We start from the raw sequence: 17,380 nt of genomic DNA on the forward strand, positions 1-17,380 counted from the left end.
GGCTAGCATCGGTCGGTGCGTATGAATTCGCTCGTTCTTCTGTTCGTCCTCGGAGTGGGGGTTGCCGGGCTGCCCGCGTGTGGCTCGGCCGCCGCACCGGCCGCCGCGCCAGTCACCGCGGCCGAATCCGCCGACGCGCCGGCGGTCACCCCGATGGCCGAGCCGTCCGCGCGGACCGGTCTCGGTGCCGCGAAACCGAGCGCCACACCATCGGCGTCCCCGTTCCGCGCCGGCGCCCAGAACGGGGGTGCCGCCGTGCCGGCCGAGGCACGGGCAGTGGACACCTCGCACCCCACCCGTACGGTCGGCACCGGCACCGCGGCGAGCTGCACCTCCGACGCGGTGGTCAGGGCCGTCGCGGCGGGCGGGATCATCACCTTCGACTGCGGGCCGGCACCGGTGACCATCCAGATGAAGGCCACCGCGAAGGTGGTCAACTCACACGGGCCGCGAATCGTGCTGGACGGCGGCGGCAAGGTCACCCTGAGCGGCGGCGGCAAGCGCCGGATCCTCTACCTGAACACCTGTGACCAGGCCCAGGGCTGGACCACCTCGCACTGCCAGAACCAGGACCACCCGCAGCTCACCGTGCAGAACCTGACCTTCGCCGACGGTGATTCGACCGGCGACCGGACCGAGGGCGGCGGGGGCGGTGCGATCTTCGTACGGGGCGGCCGGTTCAAGGTGGTCAACTCCCGCTTCGTCGACAACCACTGCGACCGGACCGGGCCGGATCTGGGCGGCGCGGCCCTGCGGGTGCTCAGCCAGTACGAGAACAAGCCGGTGTACGTGGTGAACAGCACCTTCACCGGCGGGGTGTGCGCCAACGGCGCGGCGATAAGCAGCATCGGCGTCTCCTGGACCGTGCTGAACAGCGTCTTCCGGGACAACCGGGCGGTCGGCACGGGTGCCAACCCGGCCCGGGACGGCACCTCCGGCGGCGGCAGCGGCGGCGCGATCTACTGCGACGGCAACGAGTTCACGGTACGGATCGCCGGCACAATCATCGAGGGCAACCGCGCCAACGAGGGCGGCGGTGCGATCTTCTTCGTCAGCAACGACCGCACCGGCACCCTGCGGATCGAGCACTCGACCCTGCGCCGCAACCCGAGCCGGGGCTTCGAGACCAGGGGCTTTCCCGGCATCTTCTTCCTCGGCGCCCACCCGCCCACCGTGACCGCCACCACCCTGTCCTGACCGCCCGCGCGCTGGGCCCCTGGGCTCCCGCGCCTTGGCCGTCAGCAACGCCACCGCGAGGCACAATCATCGTGGACGTGGCGCTGAGGGAACCGCCGAATGGACAGAGTATTAACAGTTGGTAGGGTGATTCATGACTGACGCCGTTACGACCGACATTCCGGATATCAGCGCCGACTGGTATCACGATGTCGTCGAGTTCGCCGACAGCACGCCGCAGTCGGTGCACTGGTTTGCCACGTACTTCACCGAGGGCGCGCTCCTGCTGCTCGGCGTGCTGCTGGTGGTGGCGGCGGTGACCCGCCTGTCCGGGAGTGACGTCCGGGGCCGGGCGCTTGTCCTGGCTACGCCGGTCACGGTGCTGCTCGCGTACGCCGCCAGCCTGGGGCTCAAAAGCCTGATCGCCGAGGACCGGCCCTGCCGCGGCCTTGCCGATCTGGCGATCGTTGCCGGGCACTGCCCACCCGTCGGCGACTGGTCGTTCCCCAGCAATCACTCCACCATCGCCGGGGCGCTGGCCGCCACCACCCTGCTGCTGCACCGCCGGATCGGCCTGGTGGCCGTCCCGTTGGCGGTGCTCGCCGCCGCGTCCCGCACCTTCGTCGGGGTGCACTACCCGCACGACGTGGCCGCCGGCCTGCTGCTCGGCGCCGTCGTCGGCGCGCTGCTCACCCCGCTCGCCGCCCGCCCGATCGCCGAAGTGCTGCAGCGACGCACCCGTCCGCTCGCCCACACCGGTCGTCACCGCTGACCCGCACTCGCCCCAACACGGCGTCAGTTCGTCGGTGCCGGGCTGACCGCCGCGCAGGCGGTCAGCGCCTCCTTCGTCTTCGCGTCTGACGGGTCAAGGCTGCCGAGATCGACGCCGCGTCCGCTGAGGCAGGTGCGGTAGGCCATGTCACGCCCGTCGCCCGAATCGGCGCCCGGCGCGCCCGGGCCACCGGGCCGCCCGCCCCGCCCCCCGGGCCATGCGGTGGGCTGCAGTGATGAACAGGCCTCCTGCGCCTTCTGCCAGGTGGCCTCGTCGACACCTTCCGGCCGGCCCATCCCCGGGAACCGCCGACCCTCACCACCGGCCGGCCGATCCGTCGGGAAGCCGGAGGGCCGAGCCGTCGGAAAACCGGACGGGCGATCCGTCGGAAAACCGGACGGGCGGCCCGCCGGGAAGCCGGACGGCCGGCCGCCGGGGAAGCCGGACGGGCCGCCCGAAGGCATGGTGATGCCGTTGTCGCGCAGGCAGTCCTGGTACGCGGCGAAGGGGTTGTTCCCTTCGCCACCGGACGCCGCAGTGGTAGGGGTGCTGTCCGAGCCGCAGGCGGTCAGCAGCGCCGACGCGGCGGCGGTCAGGACGGCCGCCAGCAGGCGACCCCTTCCAGTCTTCGACACGGAGACTCCTCAGCCGTTTGCGGAACCCGCTCAGGTAACCGGCTACAGCTCCGGGTCGCCTCGGACCGGGCTGGGAGTTGCCTCGGAGCTGCGGTGGCCCTGCGCCGCCCACTGCTTTGAGGCAACTCCCAGCTGGAACCGAGCCGCTGGAGAGGAGCGGTCGGCAGACTGACCCGTCATGGAAGACGGCCAGACCCGACTGTGGCGTACCCGACGGGTCCGCTGGGGGGCCGCCGGCGTTGGTGCCGCGCTCGTGCTCGGCGCCGCCGGGGCGTGGGCGTTCACCGCGGACGCCGGCGAGGTGCCGGCCCGGCCCGTCACCGTCGCGGTCGACCGGGGCCCGGTCGAGAACAACGTCGCCACCATCGGCACGGTCCAGCCGGCGAGCACCCGGGCGCTGAGCTTCACCGGTTCCGGCACGGTGGCGACCGTCGCCGTGCGGCCCGGCACCGTGGTGCGGGCCGGGCAGCGGCTCGCCACGCTCTCCGACGAGGACGTCGCCGCAGCGGCCGACGCGGTTGACCGCGCCAAGCGGGATCTGGCGGATGCCCGGGACGCGCTGGCCAAGGCGCGCGAGTCGACCGACGCCGCACCGAGCTGCCCGGCCGCCGTCGTCCGGCCCGTCGCATGGACCTCGCCGCAGGCCACCGAGACGGCGAACCCGACACCGTCGGCGTCCACGACACCGACCACCTCCCCCAGCAGCGCGCCGCCCGCACCCCCCGGTACGTCGCCCGCACCCCCCGGGGGCACGCCGCCCGCATCCCCCACCCGCCCCGCCCCCGTACGGACCGGGGCCCCCGACACGACTCGTGGACCCGGCGACACCACCTGCTCCCGCGGGCCCCAGGGCGGTGGTGACCGGATCCTCGATGCGCAACGCCGGGTCAATCAGGCTGAGGCGGCGGTCGCGGAGGCGGAGAGCGCGCAATCCGGCACCACCATCACCGCGCCGATCCGGGGCACCGTCCTGGCCGTCGCCGGGAAGGTGGGCAGCACGGTCGGCCGAGGCGCCACCTTCATCACCCTGGCGGACACCTTCGGCATGCAGGTCGAGGCGAAGTTCCCGGAGGCGGATGCGGGGGCCGTCGCCGTCGGGCAGCCCGCCACGGTGGGCCTCGCCGACCGACCCGGCCAGACGTTTTCGGCGACCGTCGTACAGGTGGACCCGGTCGGCACCGCCGACGGCAACATGGTCCGCTACGGCGTGGTGCTCTCGTTCACCGACGCCCCGGAGAACATGCTGACCGGGCAGACCGCGTCGGTAACCGTACGGACCGGGTCCGTCACCGACGCGCTGCGCGTGCCGTCCACTGCCGTGCACGATGTGACGGACGGCCGCGGCACCGTGCGGTTCGGCGAGGCCGGCGAGTTGCGCACGGTCACCGTCGGCCTGCGCGGCGACCAGTACACCGAGGTCACCGACGGGCTGGCGGCCGGCGACACCGTCCTACGGTCGTGGTGACAGCTGAGGCACAGGTTCCACACAGGTCGCTTCGAGGCAGGTCCGGTAGGCAGAGTCGGTGCAAACCGACATCCTCCGGCCGCCGGGCGAGGGCCCGGCCCCAGCTCTCGGCGGCCCGACCGGCACCGCCCGGGTACTGGTGGTGGACGACGAGCCGAACATCTCCACGTTGCTGGCCGCCGCGCTGCGCCTGGTCACCTACGACACCCGGGTAGCTGCCACCGGCCGAGCCGCACTGGCCTGCGTCGAGGAGTTCGACCCCCACCTGGTCGTTCTCGACGTGATGCTGCCGGACCTCGACGGGTTCGAGGTGGCCCGGCGGCTGCGCGCGGCCGGGCGGCCGGTGCCGGTGCTCTTCCTGAGCGCCAGGGACACGGTGGAGGACCGGGTGACCGGGCTGGTCGTCGGCGCGGATGACTACGTCGCCAAGCCGTTCAGCCTCGAAGAGGTGGTGCTGCGGATCCGAGCCATCCTGCGGCGCAGCCGACCGGAGTCGCCGACGGTGCCGGAGAGTTCCACGCTGCGCTACGCCGACCTGGAGCTCGACGACGGCGCGCACCAGGTACGCCGGGCGGGCCAGCCGGTGGAACTGTCGCCGACCGAGTTCCGGCTGCTGCGCTATCTCCTGCTCAATGCCGGCCGGGTGGTGAGCAAGGCGCAGATCCTCGACCGGGTGTGGAACTACGACTTCGGCGGCGACGGGCGGATCGTCGAGTCGTACGTGTACTACCTGCGCCGGAAGATCGATCGGCTCGGCCCTCCCCTCATCCACACGGTTCGCGGCGTGGGGTACACCCTCCGGCTTCCGACCGGGGACGAGTGAACCGCCTGCTGCGAGTGCGCCCGTGGGCACACTGGACCCTGCGTTCCCGGCTCGTGCTCGTGGTCGGTGCGCTCACCACGCTCGCCCTGATCGGCGCGAACACGGCCGGATTCTTCCTGCTCCGCGGCTATCTGCTGGAGCGGATCGACGACCAGTTGACCGCCCAGGCCCGCCTGCTACGCATCGGCCCCAGGCCGGGGACGTCACCCAGGCCCGGCGGCTCCACACCGCCGGCCATCCCGCAGGCCGTCGCGTCGTCCACGGGCCCGACTCCCTGGGCGGAACCGGAACCCGCCCATGACATGCCCGGGCGCTTCGCCCGCCTGGGTCAGGACCAGATGTTCCTGGTCTACCGCGCGGACGGCACCCGGGACACCGAACGTAGCAGCACGCCGACGGCAACAGCCCCGGATCCGGGCACCTTCGCCGAGGTGGCGGGGCGGGCGGCGACCGGACGGCCGTACACCGTTCCGGGCGGTGACGGCGCGGCCCGGTGGCGGGTGCTGGCCGTGCCGGTCGGGCAGGACGGAGCGGTCGTGGTCCTCGGCGTGTCACTCGGCGAGGCGGACCGGACCGCCGACCGGTTGCTGCTCATCGATGTGGCGGTCACCGGCACCGTGCTGCTCGGGCTGGGCTTGCTCGCTGCCTCGGTGGTCCGGCTGGGCCTGCGCCCGCTGACCAGGATGGAGGGCATCGTCGCGGGTATCACCGGGGGCGACCTCACCCACCGGGTCGACGGGACCGACCCGCACACGGAGCCGGGCCGGCTGGGCGCGGCGGTGAACCTGATGCTGGATCGGATCGGCGCCGAGATGACCGCCCGCGCCGCCTCCGAGCGGCGGCTACGTCAGTTCGTGGCGGACGCCTCGCACGAGCTGCGTACCCCGCTGACCTCGATCCGGGGCTTCGCCGAGTTGTACCGGCGCGGCGGCGCCCCGCCGGGGCCGCTGCTCAACGAGACGATGAGCCGCATCGAGGGCGAGGCGGCCCGAATGGGTGTGCTGGTCGAGGACCTGCTCCTGCTCGCCCGGCTGGACCAGCAGCGGATTCCGGCGCTACGCCCGGTTGACCTGCTGGAGATAGCCGCCGACACCATCCGCGACGCGCACGCCCGCACGCCGGAGCGGCCTGTCCGGCTGACCCCCCTGACCGACCGCGACGACTCGTTCGAGCCGCCGAGTGTGCTCGGCGACGAGCACCGGCTCCGTCAGGTCGCGGCGAACCTGGTCGGCAACGCGCTCCAGCACACCGGGCCGGACGTGCGGGTCACCGTCCGAGTCGGGCGGCTGCCCACACCACCGGCCCACCCGGTCGTCCGGTCCGCCCCGCCGCCGGCGACGACCGGCGGCGGGCTCGCGGTGATGGAGGTGCACGACGACGGGCCGGGGATACCGGCGGAGCACGCCGGCCGGGTGTTCGAGCGGCTCTACCGGGTGGATCCCAGCCGCGGACGGGGCAACGGCGGCGGCTCCGGCCTGGGGCTCTCCATCGCCGCCTCGATCGTCCACGCCCACGGCGGCTGCATCGAGCTGGACACCGCGTCGGATACGGGAACGACCTTCCGGGTGCTGCTGCCCGCCGCGCCCGACCGGGCCGCCGGGAGTCCCGACACTTCGCTCCACGCCGCCGACGGTGAGCCGGCCGACCAGCCGGAGTCGTGGACGGCAATTCCGAGCCAGCTCTGAGCTTGCCTGGAACCTCCTCCCAGCCGACCGGTGGAGGCTGTCGGCCATGCGAGTCCGCCTGCCGGCTGTCCTGTACCGACCTACCGTGGCGGTGAACACCGCACTGGCTCTGCTGCTGTCCGGCGGCGGCTACTGGGCCTGGTCATCGGTGGCCGGCGACTCCGCCGCTCGGGCGGAGCCGGCTCGTGGCACCCGGACGGTCCAGGTGTCGAGGGGAACGGTGACCGCCACGGTCACGGCGGACGGCTCGGTCGAGAGCGCCACCACGGCGAGCGCCAGCTTCGTCACCGCCGGCACGGTCACCGACGTTCGCGTACGGGTCGGCCAGCACGTCAAGAAGGGCCAGTTGCTGGCGACGGTGGATCCGGCCGCCGCTGAGCGAGCGCGCAAGGTGGCCCAGGCGAACCTGGACGCAGCCGAGGACGCGCTGGACCGCGCCCGGACCGCCGACAGCGACACCTCGTCCGCCGAGAACGCGGTGACCCAGGCGGAACTCGCGGTCGACGAGGCCAAGGCCACGGTGGCCGGGACGAAGCTCACCGCACCAATGGCCGGCACGGTGGTCGCCGTCAATGGCACGGTGGGCAGCTCGTCCGGGGGGTCCGGCGGTGGGTCGTCCGGCAGCCCCGGCGGCCAGCAGGGGGGCGGTGGCACGTCGAGCGCGAGTTCGGGGTTCGTGGACCTCGCCGACCTGTCCCACCTGCAGGTCCGTGCGGCGGTCGGTGAGGCGGACGCCACCCGGCTCAAGGACGGGCAGGCAGCCACCGTCACCTGGAACGCGCTGTCCGGTGCCCAGGCCACCGGAAAGGTGGTGGCGATCGACCCCCAGGCCAGCAACAGCAACAACGTGGTCACCTACGGCGTGACGATCAGCCTGGACGACCTGCCCACCGACGCCAAGCCGGGGCAGACGGTCACGGTCAGCGTGGTCACCGGCACCGCCCAGGACGTACTGATGGTCAACTCGGCCGCGGTCAGCGGCGGCGGCGACCGGCGCAGCGTCACCGTGGTCACCGAGACCGGTCAGGAGACCCGGCAGGTGCAGGTCGGGCTCGTCGGCAACCAGGCGTACGAGATCACCTCCGGGCTGGCCGAGGGCGACCGGGTCGTCCTGCCGGAGACCAGCACCGGGACCGGCAGCAACGGCGGCGGCATGCGGGGTGGCGCAGGTTTCCCCGGCGGTGGTGGCTTCCCTGGCGGTGGCGGGTTCCCCGGCGGTGGTGGCTTCCCGGGCGGCGGCGGGTTCCCCGGCGGCGGTCAGGGCGTACGACGGGTCGGAGGCTGAGGCGGCCGATGGTCCTCCAAGGCGCGCCGCGCCGTCCGGTGCTGGACGTCCGCGGGCTGACAAAGGTGTACGGCGAAGGGGCCGCGGCGGTGCACGCGCTGCGCGGCATCGACCTCTCGGTCGACGCGGGCGACTACGTGGCGATCATGGGTTCGTCGGGTTCCGGCAAGTCCACCCTGATGAACATCATCGGCTGTCTCGACGTGCCGTCGGGCGGGCAATACCTGCTCGACGGGGTGGACGTGGGCAGCCTCGCCGATCGGCAGCTCGCGCTGGTCCGCAACCGGCTGATCGGCTTCGTGTTCCAGGCGTTCAACCTGATTCCCCGTACCAGCGCGTTGGCCAACGTGGAGCTTCCACTGGCGTACGCCGGCGTTCGGGCGACGCAGCGACGGCGGCGGGCGATGGCCGCGCTGGACGCGGTCGGGCTCGCCGAGCGGGCCGACCACCACCCCAACCAGCTCTCCGGCGGGCAGCAGCAGCGGGTCGCCGTCGCCCGGGCGCTGGTCACCGAGCCGGCCCTGCTGCTGGCCGACGAGCCCACCGGCAACCTTGACAGCCGCTCCACCGAGGACATCCTGGCCATCTTCGACCAGCTCAACGCCGACGGACGGACGATCGTGCTGATCACCCACGAAACGGAGGTCGGTGACCGGGCGCGTCGTCTGGTGCGACTCTTCGACGGTCAGGTCCGGTTCGATGAGCGGCAGGACGCGCCGGGCCGGCACGCGGCGGGGGTGCCACGGTGACGCTGGCCGAGACGCTCCGCTTCGCCCTACGCGGGATAGCCGCCAACAAGCTGCGCTCGGCGCTGACGATGCTCGGCATCCTGATCGGCGTCGCCGCGGTGATCCTGCTGGTCGCGGTGGGCAACGGGTCAGCCCAGGCGATCACGAGCCGGATCGAGGCGCTGGGCACCAACACCCTCACGGTGACCGGCGCCGGGCGGGGCGCGGGCACCGGCGGGCTCACCCTGGACGTGGCCGACGCGCTCGTCGACCCGGTGCTCGCCCCCGACGTACGATCGGTCTCCCCACTGGTCACCACCTCCGCCACCATCACCTATCAGGGGGCGGAGCACGAGGTCGGCCAGTTCGTCGGCACCCGGCCGAGCTGGTTCGACGCCTCGAACTCGCCGGTCGCCAGCGGTGCGACGTTCAGCGCCGACGACGAGGCGCAGGGCCGCCGGGTGGTGGTCATCGGCCGCACCGTCGCCGATGAGCTGTTTCCCGGCGTCGACCCGATCGGGCAGCAGGTCACCGTCGGCGGCGCGCTGTTCACCGTGGTCGGGGTGCTGGCCCCGAAGTCCACGACCGGCTTCCAGGACGCCAACGACACCGCGATCGCGCCGTTGCGCGCGGTACGCGAGGTGCTGGCCGGCTACGGAGCGCTCAGCTCGATCCTGGTGGAGGCGAAGAACCCGGAGCAGGTGCAAGCGGTCCAGACGCAGATCACCACGGTGCTCGACCAACGCCTGCCGAGCACCGGCACCGGCGGCACGTCGTACCGGATCCAGAACGCCGCGCAGCTGCTCCAGACGCAGACCGAAACCGCCGAAACCTTCACGGTCCTGCTCGGCGCGGTCGCCGCGATCAGCCTGCTCGTCGGCGGCATCGGCATCACCAACATCATGCTCGTCACGGTCACCGAGCGGACCCGGGAGATCGGTATCCGCAAGGCGCTGGGCGCCCGGCGCCGCACCGTACTGGTCCAGTTCCTGACGGAGGCGACCCTGCTCAGCCTGATCGGCGGGGCGCTGGGAGTGGCTACCGCACTGGTCGGATCCCGGTTCTCCATCGTGGGCGTACGGCCGGTGATCGTGCCCAGCTCCGTCGTGCTGGCCCTCGGCGTGTCGGTCGCGATCGGGCTCTTCTTCGGCGGCCTGCCGGCGGCCCGGGCAGCCCGGCTGCGCCCCATCGACGCCCTGCGGTACGAGTAGCCATCCGGAGAGACGAGGACATGGACACCACCGACACCGTCATCTTCGAGCGGGTGAAAGACGAGTCACCTGGGTCGCCGACCCAGCCGGCGGAGACCGACCGGGACCTTTCCGCCGCGCTCGCGGCTGCCGCGCCGCGCCGCTGGTGGAACCGGAGCACCATTGTGCTCTCCGGGCTGCTGCTGGTGCTGGTCGGCTTCCTCGGCGGGGTGCAGGTCCAGCAGCGCTGGGGCGATGCCCCGGCGACGGCATGGCCCGGCCGCACGGGAGGCTTCCCGGGGGCACTGCCCAGCGGGTTCCCCGGGGGCGGCCCGGGTCGCGGGGAGTTCGGTGGTGGGTCGGCCCCAACCGCCGCCGCGGCGGCGGCCACCACCGGGAAGGTGAAGCTCGTCGACGCCGGTGTGCTGTACCTGGAGACGGACGACGGCACCGTGGTCACCGTGCGGACCGACGACCGTACCACCGTGCAGACCAGCCGGAAGAGCGAACTGGCGAAGCTCAAGGCCGGGCAGACCGTCAGCGTGCAGGGCGAGCGGGCGGCGGACGGCACGGTCACCGCCACCACGGTCACCGCCGCCGGCTGAACCCTTCGGCATCTAGCCATCCACCGGGCTTGGCGGTGCGGACAGCGCGGCGCGGATCGGTTCGAGGAAGGGAAGAGTGGCCAACGCGTGGGCACCGAAGCGGAAATAGCCGAAGAGTACGGCGTGCGCCCAGGCCGCAGGCCCGTTCACTCGCAGCGGCTCGGAGTCGGCGAAGGTGAGCACCGCACCGTAGTTGTCGAGGTGGTACTCCATGACGGCGGCGTGGTCGAACGATAGCCACCGCCCGGAGACACCGCACCAGGTTCTGGTGGGTGTGAGGACGACTCTGGCGAGTTGGTGCTCGCGCCATTGCGGGCGGGCCAGACGCTCGGCCCGGGACTTGGCGCTGCTGTTGCCGATGGCGTTGGCGACCATGGCGCCGGCCACGAAGCCCGCCGAGCCGACCGCCGCCGCCGAGGTTTGGGTGTAGGTGACCGTGGCGCCGTAGTGGCGCGCGTAGTGCAGCCGCGCGTCCAGGTGCACCGGTTCGTCGGTGAGGAACCCCGGCGCGAGCACGGTGCTCGGCTGGCCGCCTGCGGTGAGGAGCCCGAGGATCCGCAGCGCGGCGTCGCGGCCCTCGGCCCACGCCCTGTCGACGGCCGGGGGTGGCAGGAGCCGACCGATGCCATATCCGGCGGCGTACGTCACCAGCGCCCACGGAGCGGTGATCCCGACGACCGTCACGGTGACCCATCGGCGGCGGCCGAAGCCACGCCGGCGCCGTCCCTCCACCGCCCCCACGGACAGGCCGGTGATCGCCGTCGCGGCGACGTAGACGACGGCGGCCAGCATCACCAGCGCCAACAGCCCGTTGATGTCCCGGCAGGCGTCGGGTATCTCCGCCCCGGGGTCGCTGAGCCGGACCCCGCGGGCGCGAAGACACCCGTCCCACGACCGGTACGACCGCTCAGCGGCCCACACCAGGGCCGGTGAGACGAGGCCGGTGGCGACGGCGGTAAACGTCCAGTGCCGGCTGCTTGGTGGCGACGACGCGAATGACATACCGACCGTGGCTCCTTGTCGTCACCGCACCAGCACAGCCCGATGCGGGAGCTTACCGGCCCATCGATGACGGTAGGGGGCGTGGCGGCTCGTCGAGGCGGACCGCGACGGTATGCCTCAGAGGCATATTTGTCTCAAGGGTGGTGCCTCCTCGCCCGAGACACGCCCAGACATCGACCCCTGACAGACGGGTCGACGATGATTGAGCGGGCTGTGGCCGGCGGTGCACGTTCACTCACACCGCCGGCCGTAGCGCCTGGGGGCCTCGTCGCCCGCGTCGGATTTACTGGCTGGTGATGACGCTGTCCGTGGCGAGGTGTTCGGTACGTTGCCGGATCAGGGTTCGCAGTTGTTCGACGTCGGCGGTGGTTTTTGACTCGTCGTATCCGGCTGCGGTGGATAGGACCTCGGTGATGCTGTCGAGGCTGTTCAGTGCGGTGCCGCTGGCGTAGAACTTGCGGTACAGGTCGCGGTAGGCGTCCTCGTACACCGTCTTGAACGCGGCGCTGGCGAGGAAGCGTTCCTTGAGCTTGTTGCCGCCCATTCCGCCGAAGCCGCCTGGCCGGCCCTGCCGGCCGGCGTCGTCACCACCGGGCGGCTGGAAGCCGTCAGGTGGCTGGAAGCCGTCAGGCAGTTGCATGCCGTCAGGTGGTTGGAAGCCCTGCGGCGGCCCGTCGCCGTTCTGGGGGAAACGGCCGCCCATGGTGGTTGTGTCGTGGGGGCCTTGGGTGGCGCTGCCGGCGAAGGTGAGGTTGTAGTCCCAGCCGACGACGGTGAATTTCTTGGTGCTCAGGTCGTACCAGAGGTAGTAGTTGCGGCCGGGGCCGGCCATGTCGTCAAAGTTGAGCAGCAGGTTCTGTGCGGCCAGGTAACGGGCGAGGGCCGGCACGTCCACGTGATCGGCGAGGTGACGGTCGAATTCGGCGTCGCTGCTGGCGTTGACCCACCTGATGAGGTTGATGACGGGCTGGAGGTCCTGGCTGCCCTTCTTGGTGATCTGTTTGAAGTCGTCGGCGTAGTCGATGGGGTCATCGCCCTGGTCGGTGAACTGGCTGGTGGCCAGGCTCTTGTAGAGCACGCCGGAGCCGCCCAGCGCATCGGCGAAGCCCTCGTCGGGGTGCTCGACGACGAGGCGGGCGACGGTGGGGCGATCGTTGACGGTGAAGCCGGCGTACGCGTACCGCTCGGCGGCCAGCCCGGCCGCGGCCAGCACGTTGAGCGACACGGCCTCGTTGAGTACCGTCGTGCCACCTCCCATGCCGGCGACCCGTACGGCGAGTTCGCGGTGACCCTGGTATCGGCGACCGTCGACGAACTCGTCGAAGCGGATCAGCCACGGCAGCGTCTCGGGCTCCTCGGCCTTGAGCGAGGCCTGGCCGAATCCTCCGGCCGGTCCGGCGCCGCCCGGCACGCCCCCGCCCGGCGCACCCCCGCCCGGCGGGTTGCCTCCCGGCGCGCCTGCTCTGGCGCCGTCCGGGGCGCCGCGGCCCGGGAAGCCGCCGGCGGGGCCGCCGCCGTTCGGCGGGGCCTGTCCGGCACCCGGCGGGCGGCCCTGGCCGAATCCGCCCGACCGGGCCTCGCCGTTACGCGTGAGCCCGGCCAGGGTGGAGTTGCCCTTCAGGCGGATACCGACGCTGGGAACGTCGGTGCCGTCGATGGTGAGATCGGCTTCGAGGAAGCTCTTCTCACCGTCCTGCCAGAGCTCGTCGAGCAGCCGCTGGTAGTCGCCGTCGCGGAAACGTTGCGGTGCGTGAAGCGGTAGACCCAGCCGATCATCGCGCTGAGCAGGAACGACAGCGACAGCGCGATGGCGATGTCACCGACGCTGAACGTGCCGGACAGATCCTGAACGTCGAATGGCATGGGGTTTAGGCCTCACTCTCGGCGAAAGCTGGTACCGGGGCACCGGTGGGGTCTTCATCGGGAACGTGGAAGATCGATCGGGGAGCGCGGCCGACCGCCTCGACGCTCTGGCAGTACTTGGAAACGCGCACCACCGACATGTTGAGTTCGGCGGCGAGGTCGGTGAGCCAGTACGGGACGCGTTCGTTGGCCTTGAACTCCACCACCGCGAGCCGGGCCGGGACGATGAGGCGGTTCTCGGCGTCCGCGCCGAGGTGGAAATCGCGGTCCCGGCCGCGGATCCGCTGATCGACGGTGACGCGCAGGCCGGCGTCGGCGTCGCGCCCGACGAACGCCTCGCGCTGGTAGCCGGTCATCGCGACCGGGCGCAGGTCCAGCCCGGAGACCAACTCCAGGACCTCTTCCAGGAACGCCCGCTGCGACGGGTCGTGCTCGACCATGATCCGGCGGTCGCACAGGTCCCGGGCCAGGCGGTAGGGCAGCGCGACCCGGCGTTTCTGGGTGACCCGGTTGACCCGCTGCTTGATCTCGACGTACACCGTGGTGTCGTCGTCGATGGTGGACCGATCGCCGTAGTGGCGTATCCGCAACTTGCGGCGGAACTTCAACCCCTCGACCTTTTCCCAGTAGAACCTGAGGTCGCGGGTGTCGTAATAGACGCTCCAGACTCCGTAACCGCCGCTGACGCCGTTGCTGTCGAAGTCGAGTCGCCGGGCGAGTTCGGTGCGCAGCGCCGGCAGCGCGGTGCTGGGCATCAAATACTTGATCTCGTAGCGGTTGAACGCGTGCAGCTTGCTCGGTGCCCGCAGCGCGTGACCGCTGTCTTCGCTGCGGTCTCGCGTCTCTTCGGATGACGACGCCGGATGATCGGGGTCCGGCGGTGCGGTGCCGGCAGTGCGATCCGGCGGCACGGCACGGCGTCGGAACGTCCATCGCATACTCGTCGCCTATCTCTAGACGGCAGGGAACGAACGAGACAAAAGCAGCTCAACCTGAGAGCAGCCTTTGAACCGCGTTAGAACCGAACATGAACGCTGGGTGTACGACACCCAACGGGCCGACGATGGACAGTCGGCGCGACCAAGGGGTCTCAGTGGTCAATCGATTACGAGGAGTAGCCAAGCTTCGCGGGGAAGTTACGTGACGACGCCGGCAATTCTCCCTTTGCCCAGCGTCCCGCACCCACGACTTTGCGCTGTATTACCAGGCGAACACCGTGATCATTGATCTCCGCGAAAGTTGTGGACGGTGAGACACCTACATTCACTCCTCTCCACGGATAGTAATTGGCAACCAAGAGTGACGAGGGGGAATGATGACCGAAGCGCTGGCAGAGCCGCTCTCTGGCTACCAGGTGATGGCCTTGGCTCTAGCCCTCGCGGGAACGGCGGCAGGGTTGGTACGGGCTTACGTGGCGCACCGGACACGCTTACATGAGGAACGTGAGGCGTCGACACGTACCGCAGCCCGGGTGACCGGGCTGATAAAGCTCGCCGAGGCCGACCACGACGTGGTGCGGATCGTGGAGTGTGATCGTGACGGGCATCGCGAGGTGGAGTTGGGTGCCCGCAGCATGCTGAGCTGTGATGCCCCCGGGGAAGCCGCGTGATCGGGGTCGAGGGCACCGCCGCCCTGACACCGGAGCCGGCCGACAGCGAGGCGGCCCGCAAGGCGGAGGCCGCGCGCCTGAAAGCCGAGCACGACCAGGAATTCGCCGATTTCGTCGAGGATTCCTACCACACGGTGGAGCGCATTCTCAGGGCGGGATGCTGGGACCGTGAGGTGGTCCAGGACGCTCTCAACGAGGCGTACCTGCTCGGGCGAGTCCAGTGGCCCAAGATCCGCACCTACACCAAGCGGGCCGGCTGGGTCATCACCACGGCCCGGAACAAGATTCGCAAGGACGGTGAACGGCGTCAACGCGAAGCCCCGGTGGCGCCGGAAGACCTGCCGCCAGAGCCGCACCCGGACATTGCCGACGTGTGGGCCGCGCAGGAGGCGCTACGGGCCTGGCTGCACCAGCTCCCGTCGCGGCACGCCGAGGTGTTCCAGATGTCCCGGGAGGGGTTCTCCAACCAGGAGATCGCCCGCGTCCTCGGGCTGACCGAGAACAGCGTCCGCTCCTACAAGGTCGCCGCGAGAAAGCGGCTGCGCGAGCTGGCCGAGGCAGCCGGCTACACGGAGTCGAAAGACCGCTCGCGCCAGGGAGGAAGTCGTGGATCTCGATGACATTCTGGCGCTGGCCGAGGCAAGCCAGCCCAGTCCGCTGGAACTGGCCCGCGCGCGCCGCGTCGCGCGCGCGGCACAGGGCCAGTACGACCACTCACTCGCCAAGGGGTACGAAATCATTGTCGACACCGATCTCGTTGACCCACTGACCGCCGATGTCGACGAGGCGACCAGGGTCGGGCGCGCCGCGCAGCTGGCGAAGTTGGGCACGATCACCTGGACGACCGGCGGGGGCAAGACCCAAGGTTCCGGACGCCTCGCCTGGTCGGACGAGATGGCAATAATCTTCGGGCACGCGCCGGGGACACTGCGCCTGACCCCCGAGGCACTCGGCCAACTCGTACATCCCGCAGACGTCGAGATGGTTCGGGGGGCCGTCAAGGCGGCGTGGGAAGAGAGCCGTCCCGACGAGGTCGGCTTCCGGGTGATCCAACCGGGCGGCAGCATCCGCCACGTGCACTGCCACCTCGAAATACTCACCACCGAGGGCGAGCCGTCGGGAATCATCGCCACGGGAGTGGATGTCACCGCGCTCGAGCTCGCCCGGCAAGAGCACCGCCGACTCGCCATCCGCGACGAGATGCTCTGTGCCGACCTGGCCGTGCAGGACACCGTGACCGGACTGCCGACCCGCAGCTACCTCACCGATGAGGTCGACCGAGCGCGCCGTAGCACCGGCGGCGCACTTGTCGTCCTAGCGACTGAACCCGCCACCCGGCTACCCGACGCGCTCACCGACGAAGACCAGGACCAGTTGACGGCGGCGGTCGCCCAACTTCTCCGCACGATCGTCGGAGCCGAGGTGACCTGTGGGCTGGTCGGCTCCGGCTTGTGGGGCGTTCTCCTCGCCCCGCCCGACAAGCACGCCGAAGCCGCCGAAACCCTGGCGGCCCGGATCGTCGACACGTTCCGAAGCCACCTGTTCAGCGTCCGGCAGAAGACAATGCGCCTCAGCACCTGGGCGGGCCTGGTGCATTTCGGCAGCGGCGTGCTCGCCACCGGGTTCGACCTGCTCGTCGACGGCGAGCATGCGGCCCGCGACGCGCGCCGGAACGCCACCCCGATCACCGTTCTCGACCAGCCCGTCGCGGACAAGGACCGGACAGACCGATGCCGGTCCCGGGTACGGCGGGCGGTCGCGGCCAACAGGTTCGCCCTCTACGCCCAGCCCATCGTGGACCTTCACCTCAATCAGGTCACTCGCCACGAGATCCTGCTGCGAGTTCGCAGCGATACCGGCGATGCCGTCGCACCGTGGGCTTTCCTCGACATGGCCGAGCGTGTCGGCGAAATCCTCACGGTGGACCAGTGGGTCATTGACCATGCCCTGGAACTGATCGGCCGGGGGGCGCAGACTTCCCACTACCAGGTCAACATCTCCGGCAAGTCCCTCGCCGACCCTGGCCTGCTCACTTACGTGACTGAGGCGATCCATCGGCACAACGTCAAACCGGAATGCCTGACCTTCGAGATAACCGAGACCGCTCTCATCGAGAACCGTAACGAGGCCCTGGCCTTCGCCACGGGGATCAGGCAGATCGGCTGCCGCCTGGCGCTCGACGATTTCGGTACCGGATACGCCGCCCTCGCCCATCTGAAGTTCCTACCGGTGGACCTCGTCAAGATCGATGGAATGTTCATCATCGATCTCTGCCGGTCGCCGGCGGACCAGGCCGTCGTGTCGAATTTGGTGGAGCTGTGTCACACACTCGGTATCCGTGTTGCTGCTGAGTACGTCCAGGACGAGGAGACCATTGAACTCCTGAAGAGCAGTGGGGTCGACTTCGCCCAGGGCTACCAGACCGGACGACCTGAGCCGATAGCGGTGAGCCCGGAGCAGCAGGTGCAGACGATCGAATTCGAACTGTCGCTTCTGCCGCAGCAGACCGCCATGGGTTGAGGTGAGGGCCCACGGCGGGTGG

General features: G+C 70.8%; 17 protein-coding genes. 12 read left to right on the forward strand and 5 right to left on the reverse strand.

Features of this window, described 5'->3' with window-relative positions:
* Window positions 1-21 precede the first annotated feature (21 nt).
* Window positions 22-1,197, forward strand: coding sequence for a hypothetical protein (locus AB0C02_RS02325; RefSeq protein ID WP_357540992.1), 1,176 nt, complete (start codon window positions 22-24; stop codon window positions 1,195-1,197).
* A 133-nt stretch (window positions 1,198-1,330) separates the two neighbouring features.
* Window positions 1,331-1,948 (forward strand): phosphatase PAP2 family protein, encoded by a 618-nt coding sequence (locus tag AB0C02_RS02330; protein ID WP_357540242.1) that lies wholly within the window; start codon window positions 1,331-1,333, stop codon window positions 1,946-1,948.
* Window positions 1,949-1,971: 23 nt separating this feature from the next.
* On the opposite strand, the gene AB0C02_RS02335 is transcribed toward AB0C02_RS02330, so the two are convergent.
* Window positions 1,972-2,583, reverse strand: a complete 612-nt coding sequence (locus AB0C02_RS02335) for a hypothetical protein (RefSeq protein ID WP_357540244.1) — start codon at window positions 2,581-2,583, stop codon at window positions 1,972-1,974.
* 178 nt (window positions 2,584-2,761) lie between these two features.
* Between AB0C02_RS02335 and AB0C02_RS02340 the strand changes: the two genes are divergently transcribed.
* The 7 genes from AB0C02_RS02340 (at window position 2,762) to AB0C02_RS02370 (ending at window position 10,364) form a co-directional block, all read left to right on the forward strand.
* Entirely contained in the window at window positions 2,762-4,048 is a 1,287-nt protein-coding gene (locus tag AB0C02_RS02340) for an efflux RND transporter periplasmic adaptor subunit (RefSeq protein ID WP_357540246.1), read from the forward strand.
* A gap of 70 nt (window positions 4,049-4,118) precedes the next feature.
* Window positions 4,119-4,871, forward strand: a complete 753-nt coding sequence (locus tag AB0C02_RS02345; protein ID WP_357540994.1) for a response regulator transcription factor — start codon at window positions 4,119-4,121, stop codon at window positions 4,869-4,871.
* Window positions 4,868-6,556, forward strand: coding sequence for a HAMP domain-containing sensor histidine kinase (locus AB0C02_RS02350; RefSeq protein WP_357540248.1), 1,689 nt, complete (start codon window positions 4,868-4,870; stop codon window positions 6,554-6,556). The genes AB0C02_RS02345 and AB0C02_RS02350 overlap by 4 nt, the downstream gene beginning before the upstream one ends.
* 91 nt (window positions 6,557-6,647) lie before the next feature.
* Window positions 6,648-7,841 carry an efflux RND transporter periplasmic adaptor subunit gene (locus AB0C02_RS02355; RefSeq protein ID WP_357540250.1) on the forward strand — a complete coding sequence of 398 codons (1,194 nt, stop codon included), beginning with the start codon at window positions 6,648-6,650 and terminating at the stop codon, window positions 7,839-7,841.
* Window positions 7,842-7,849: 8 nt separating this feature from the next.
* The gene (locus AB0C02_RS02360; RefSeq protein WP_357540252.1) at window positions 7,850-8,590 is read left to right on the forward strand and encodes an ABC transporter ATP-binding protein; all 741 of its coding nucleotides are present in this window, start codon (window positions 7,850-7,852) and stop codon (window positions 8,588-8,590) included.
* Window positions 8,587-9,780 carry an ABC transporter permease gene (locus AB0C02_RS02365; RefSeq protein ID WP_357540254.1) on the forward strand — a complete coding sequence of 398 codons (1,194 nt, stop codon included), beginning with the start codon at window positions 8,587-8,589 and terminating at the stop codon, window positions 9,778-9,780. Before AB0C02_RS02360 ends, AB0C02_RS02365 begins: the two co-directional genes overlap by 4 nt.
* A 20-nt stretch (window positions 9,781-9,800) precedes the next feature.
* Window positions 9,801-10,364, forward strand: coding sequence for a hypothetical protein (locus AB0C02_RS02370; protein ID WP_357540256.1), 564 nt, complete (start codon window positions 9,801-9,803; stop codon window positions 10,362-10,364).
* 12 nt (window positions 10,365-10,376) lie between these two features.
* Here AB0C02_RS02370 and AB0C02_RS02375 read toward each other — a convergent pair whose 3' ends face one another.
* The 4 genes from AB0C02_RS02375 to AB0C02_RS02390 form a co-directional block, all read right to left on the reverse strand.
* Window positions 10,377-11,366, reverse strand: coding sequence for a hypothetical protein (locus AB0C02_RS02375; RefSeq protein WP_357540258.1), 990 nt, complete (start codon window positions 11,364-11,366; stop codon window positions 10,377-10,379).
* Between the two features lie 283 nt (window positions 11,367-11,649).
* On the reverse strand, window positions 11,650-12,777 hold the full coding sequence (locus tag AB0C02_RS02380) for a CotH kinase family protein (protein ID WP_357540260.1): 1,128 nt from the start codon (window positions 12,775-12,777) through the stop codon (window positions 11,650-11,652).
* Window positions 12,778-12,983: 206 nt separating this feature from the next.
* Entirely contained in the window at window positions 12,984-13,229 is a 246-nt protein-coding gene (locus AB0C02_RS02385; protein ID WP_357540262.1) for a hypothetical protein, read from the reverse strand.
* A gap of 5 nt (window positions 13,230-13,234) precedes the next feature.
* Window positions 13,235-14,167 (reverse strand): polyphosphate polymerase domain-containing protein, encoded by a 933-nt coding sequence (locus tag AB0C02_RS02390; RefSeq protein ID WP_357540264.1) that lies wholly within the window; start codon window positions 14,165-14,167, stop codon window positions 13,235-13,237.
* Between the two features lie 533 nt (window positions 14,168-14,700).
* Here AB0C02_RS02390 and AB0C02_RS02395 point away from each other — a divergent pair.
* From AB0C02_RS02395 to AB0C02_RS02405, 3 genes are read left to right on the forward strand one after another with little or no spacing between them, the layout of a single operon-like run.
* Window positions 14,701-14,838: a hypothetical protein gene (locus tag AB0C02_RS02395; protein ID WP_357540266.1), complete on the forward strand. Its 138-nt coding sequence runs from the start codon at window positions 14,701-14,703 to the stop codon at window positions 14,836-14,838.
* On the forward strand, window positions 14,835-15,458 hold the full coding sequence (locus tag AB0C02_RS02400) for an RNA polymerase sigma factor (protein WP_357540268.1): 624 nt from the start codon (window positions 14,835-14,837) through the stop codon (window positions 15,456-15,458). The genes AB0C02_RS02395 and AB0C02_RS02400 overlap by 4 nt, the downstream gene beginning before the upstream one ends.
* A complete protein-coding gene (locus AB0C02_RS02405) occupies window positions 15,445-17,358 on the forward strand; it encodes an EAL domain-containing protein (protein WP_357540270.1) in 1,914 nt (637 codons plus the stop codon). The genes AB0C02_RS02400 and AB0C02_RS02405 overlap by 14 nt, the downstream gene beginning before the upstream one ends.
* Window positions 17,359-17,380: the final 22 nt, after the last annotated feature.

This window comes from Micromonospora sp. NPDC048999 (assembly GCF_040649295.1).
Taxonomy (GTDB): Bacteria; Actinomycetota; Actinomycetes; order Mycobacteriales; family Micromonosporaceae; genus Micromonospora.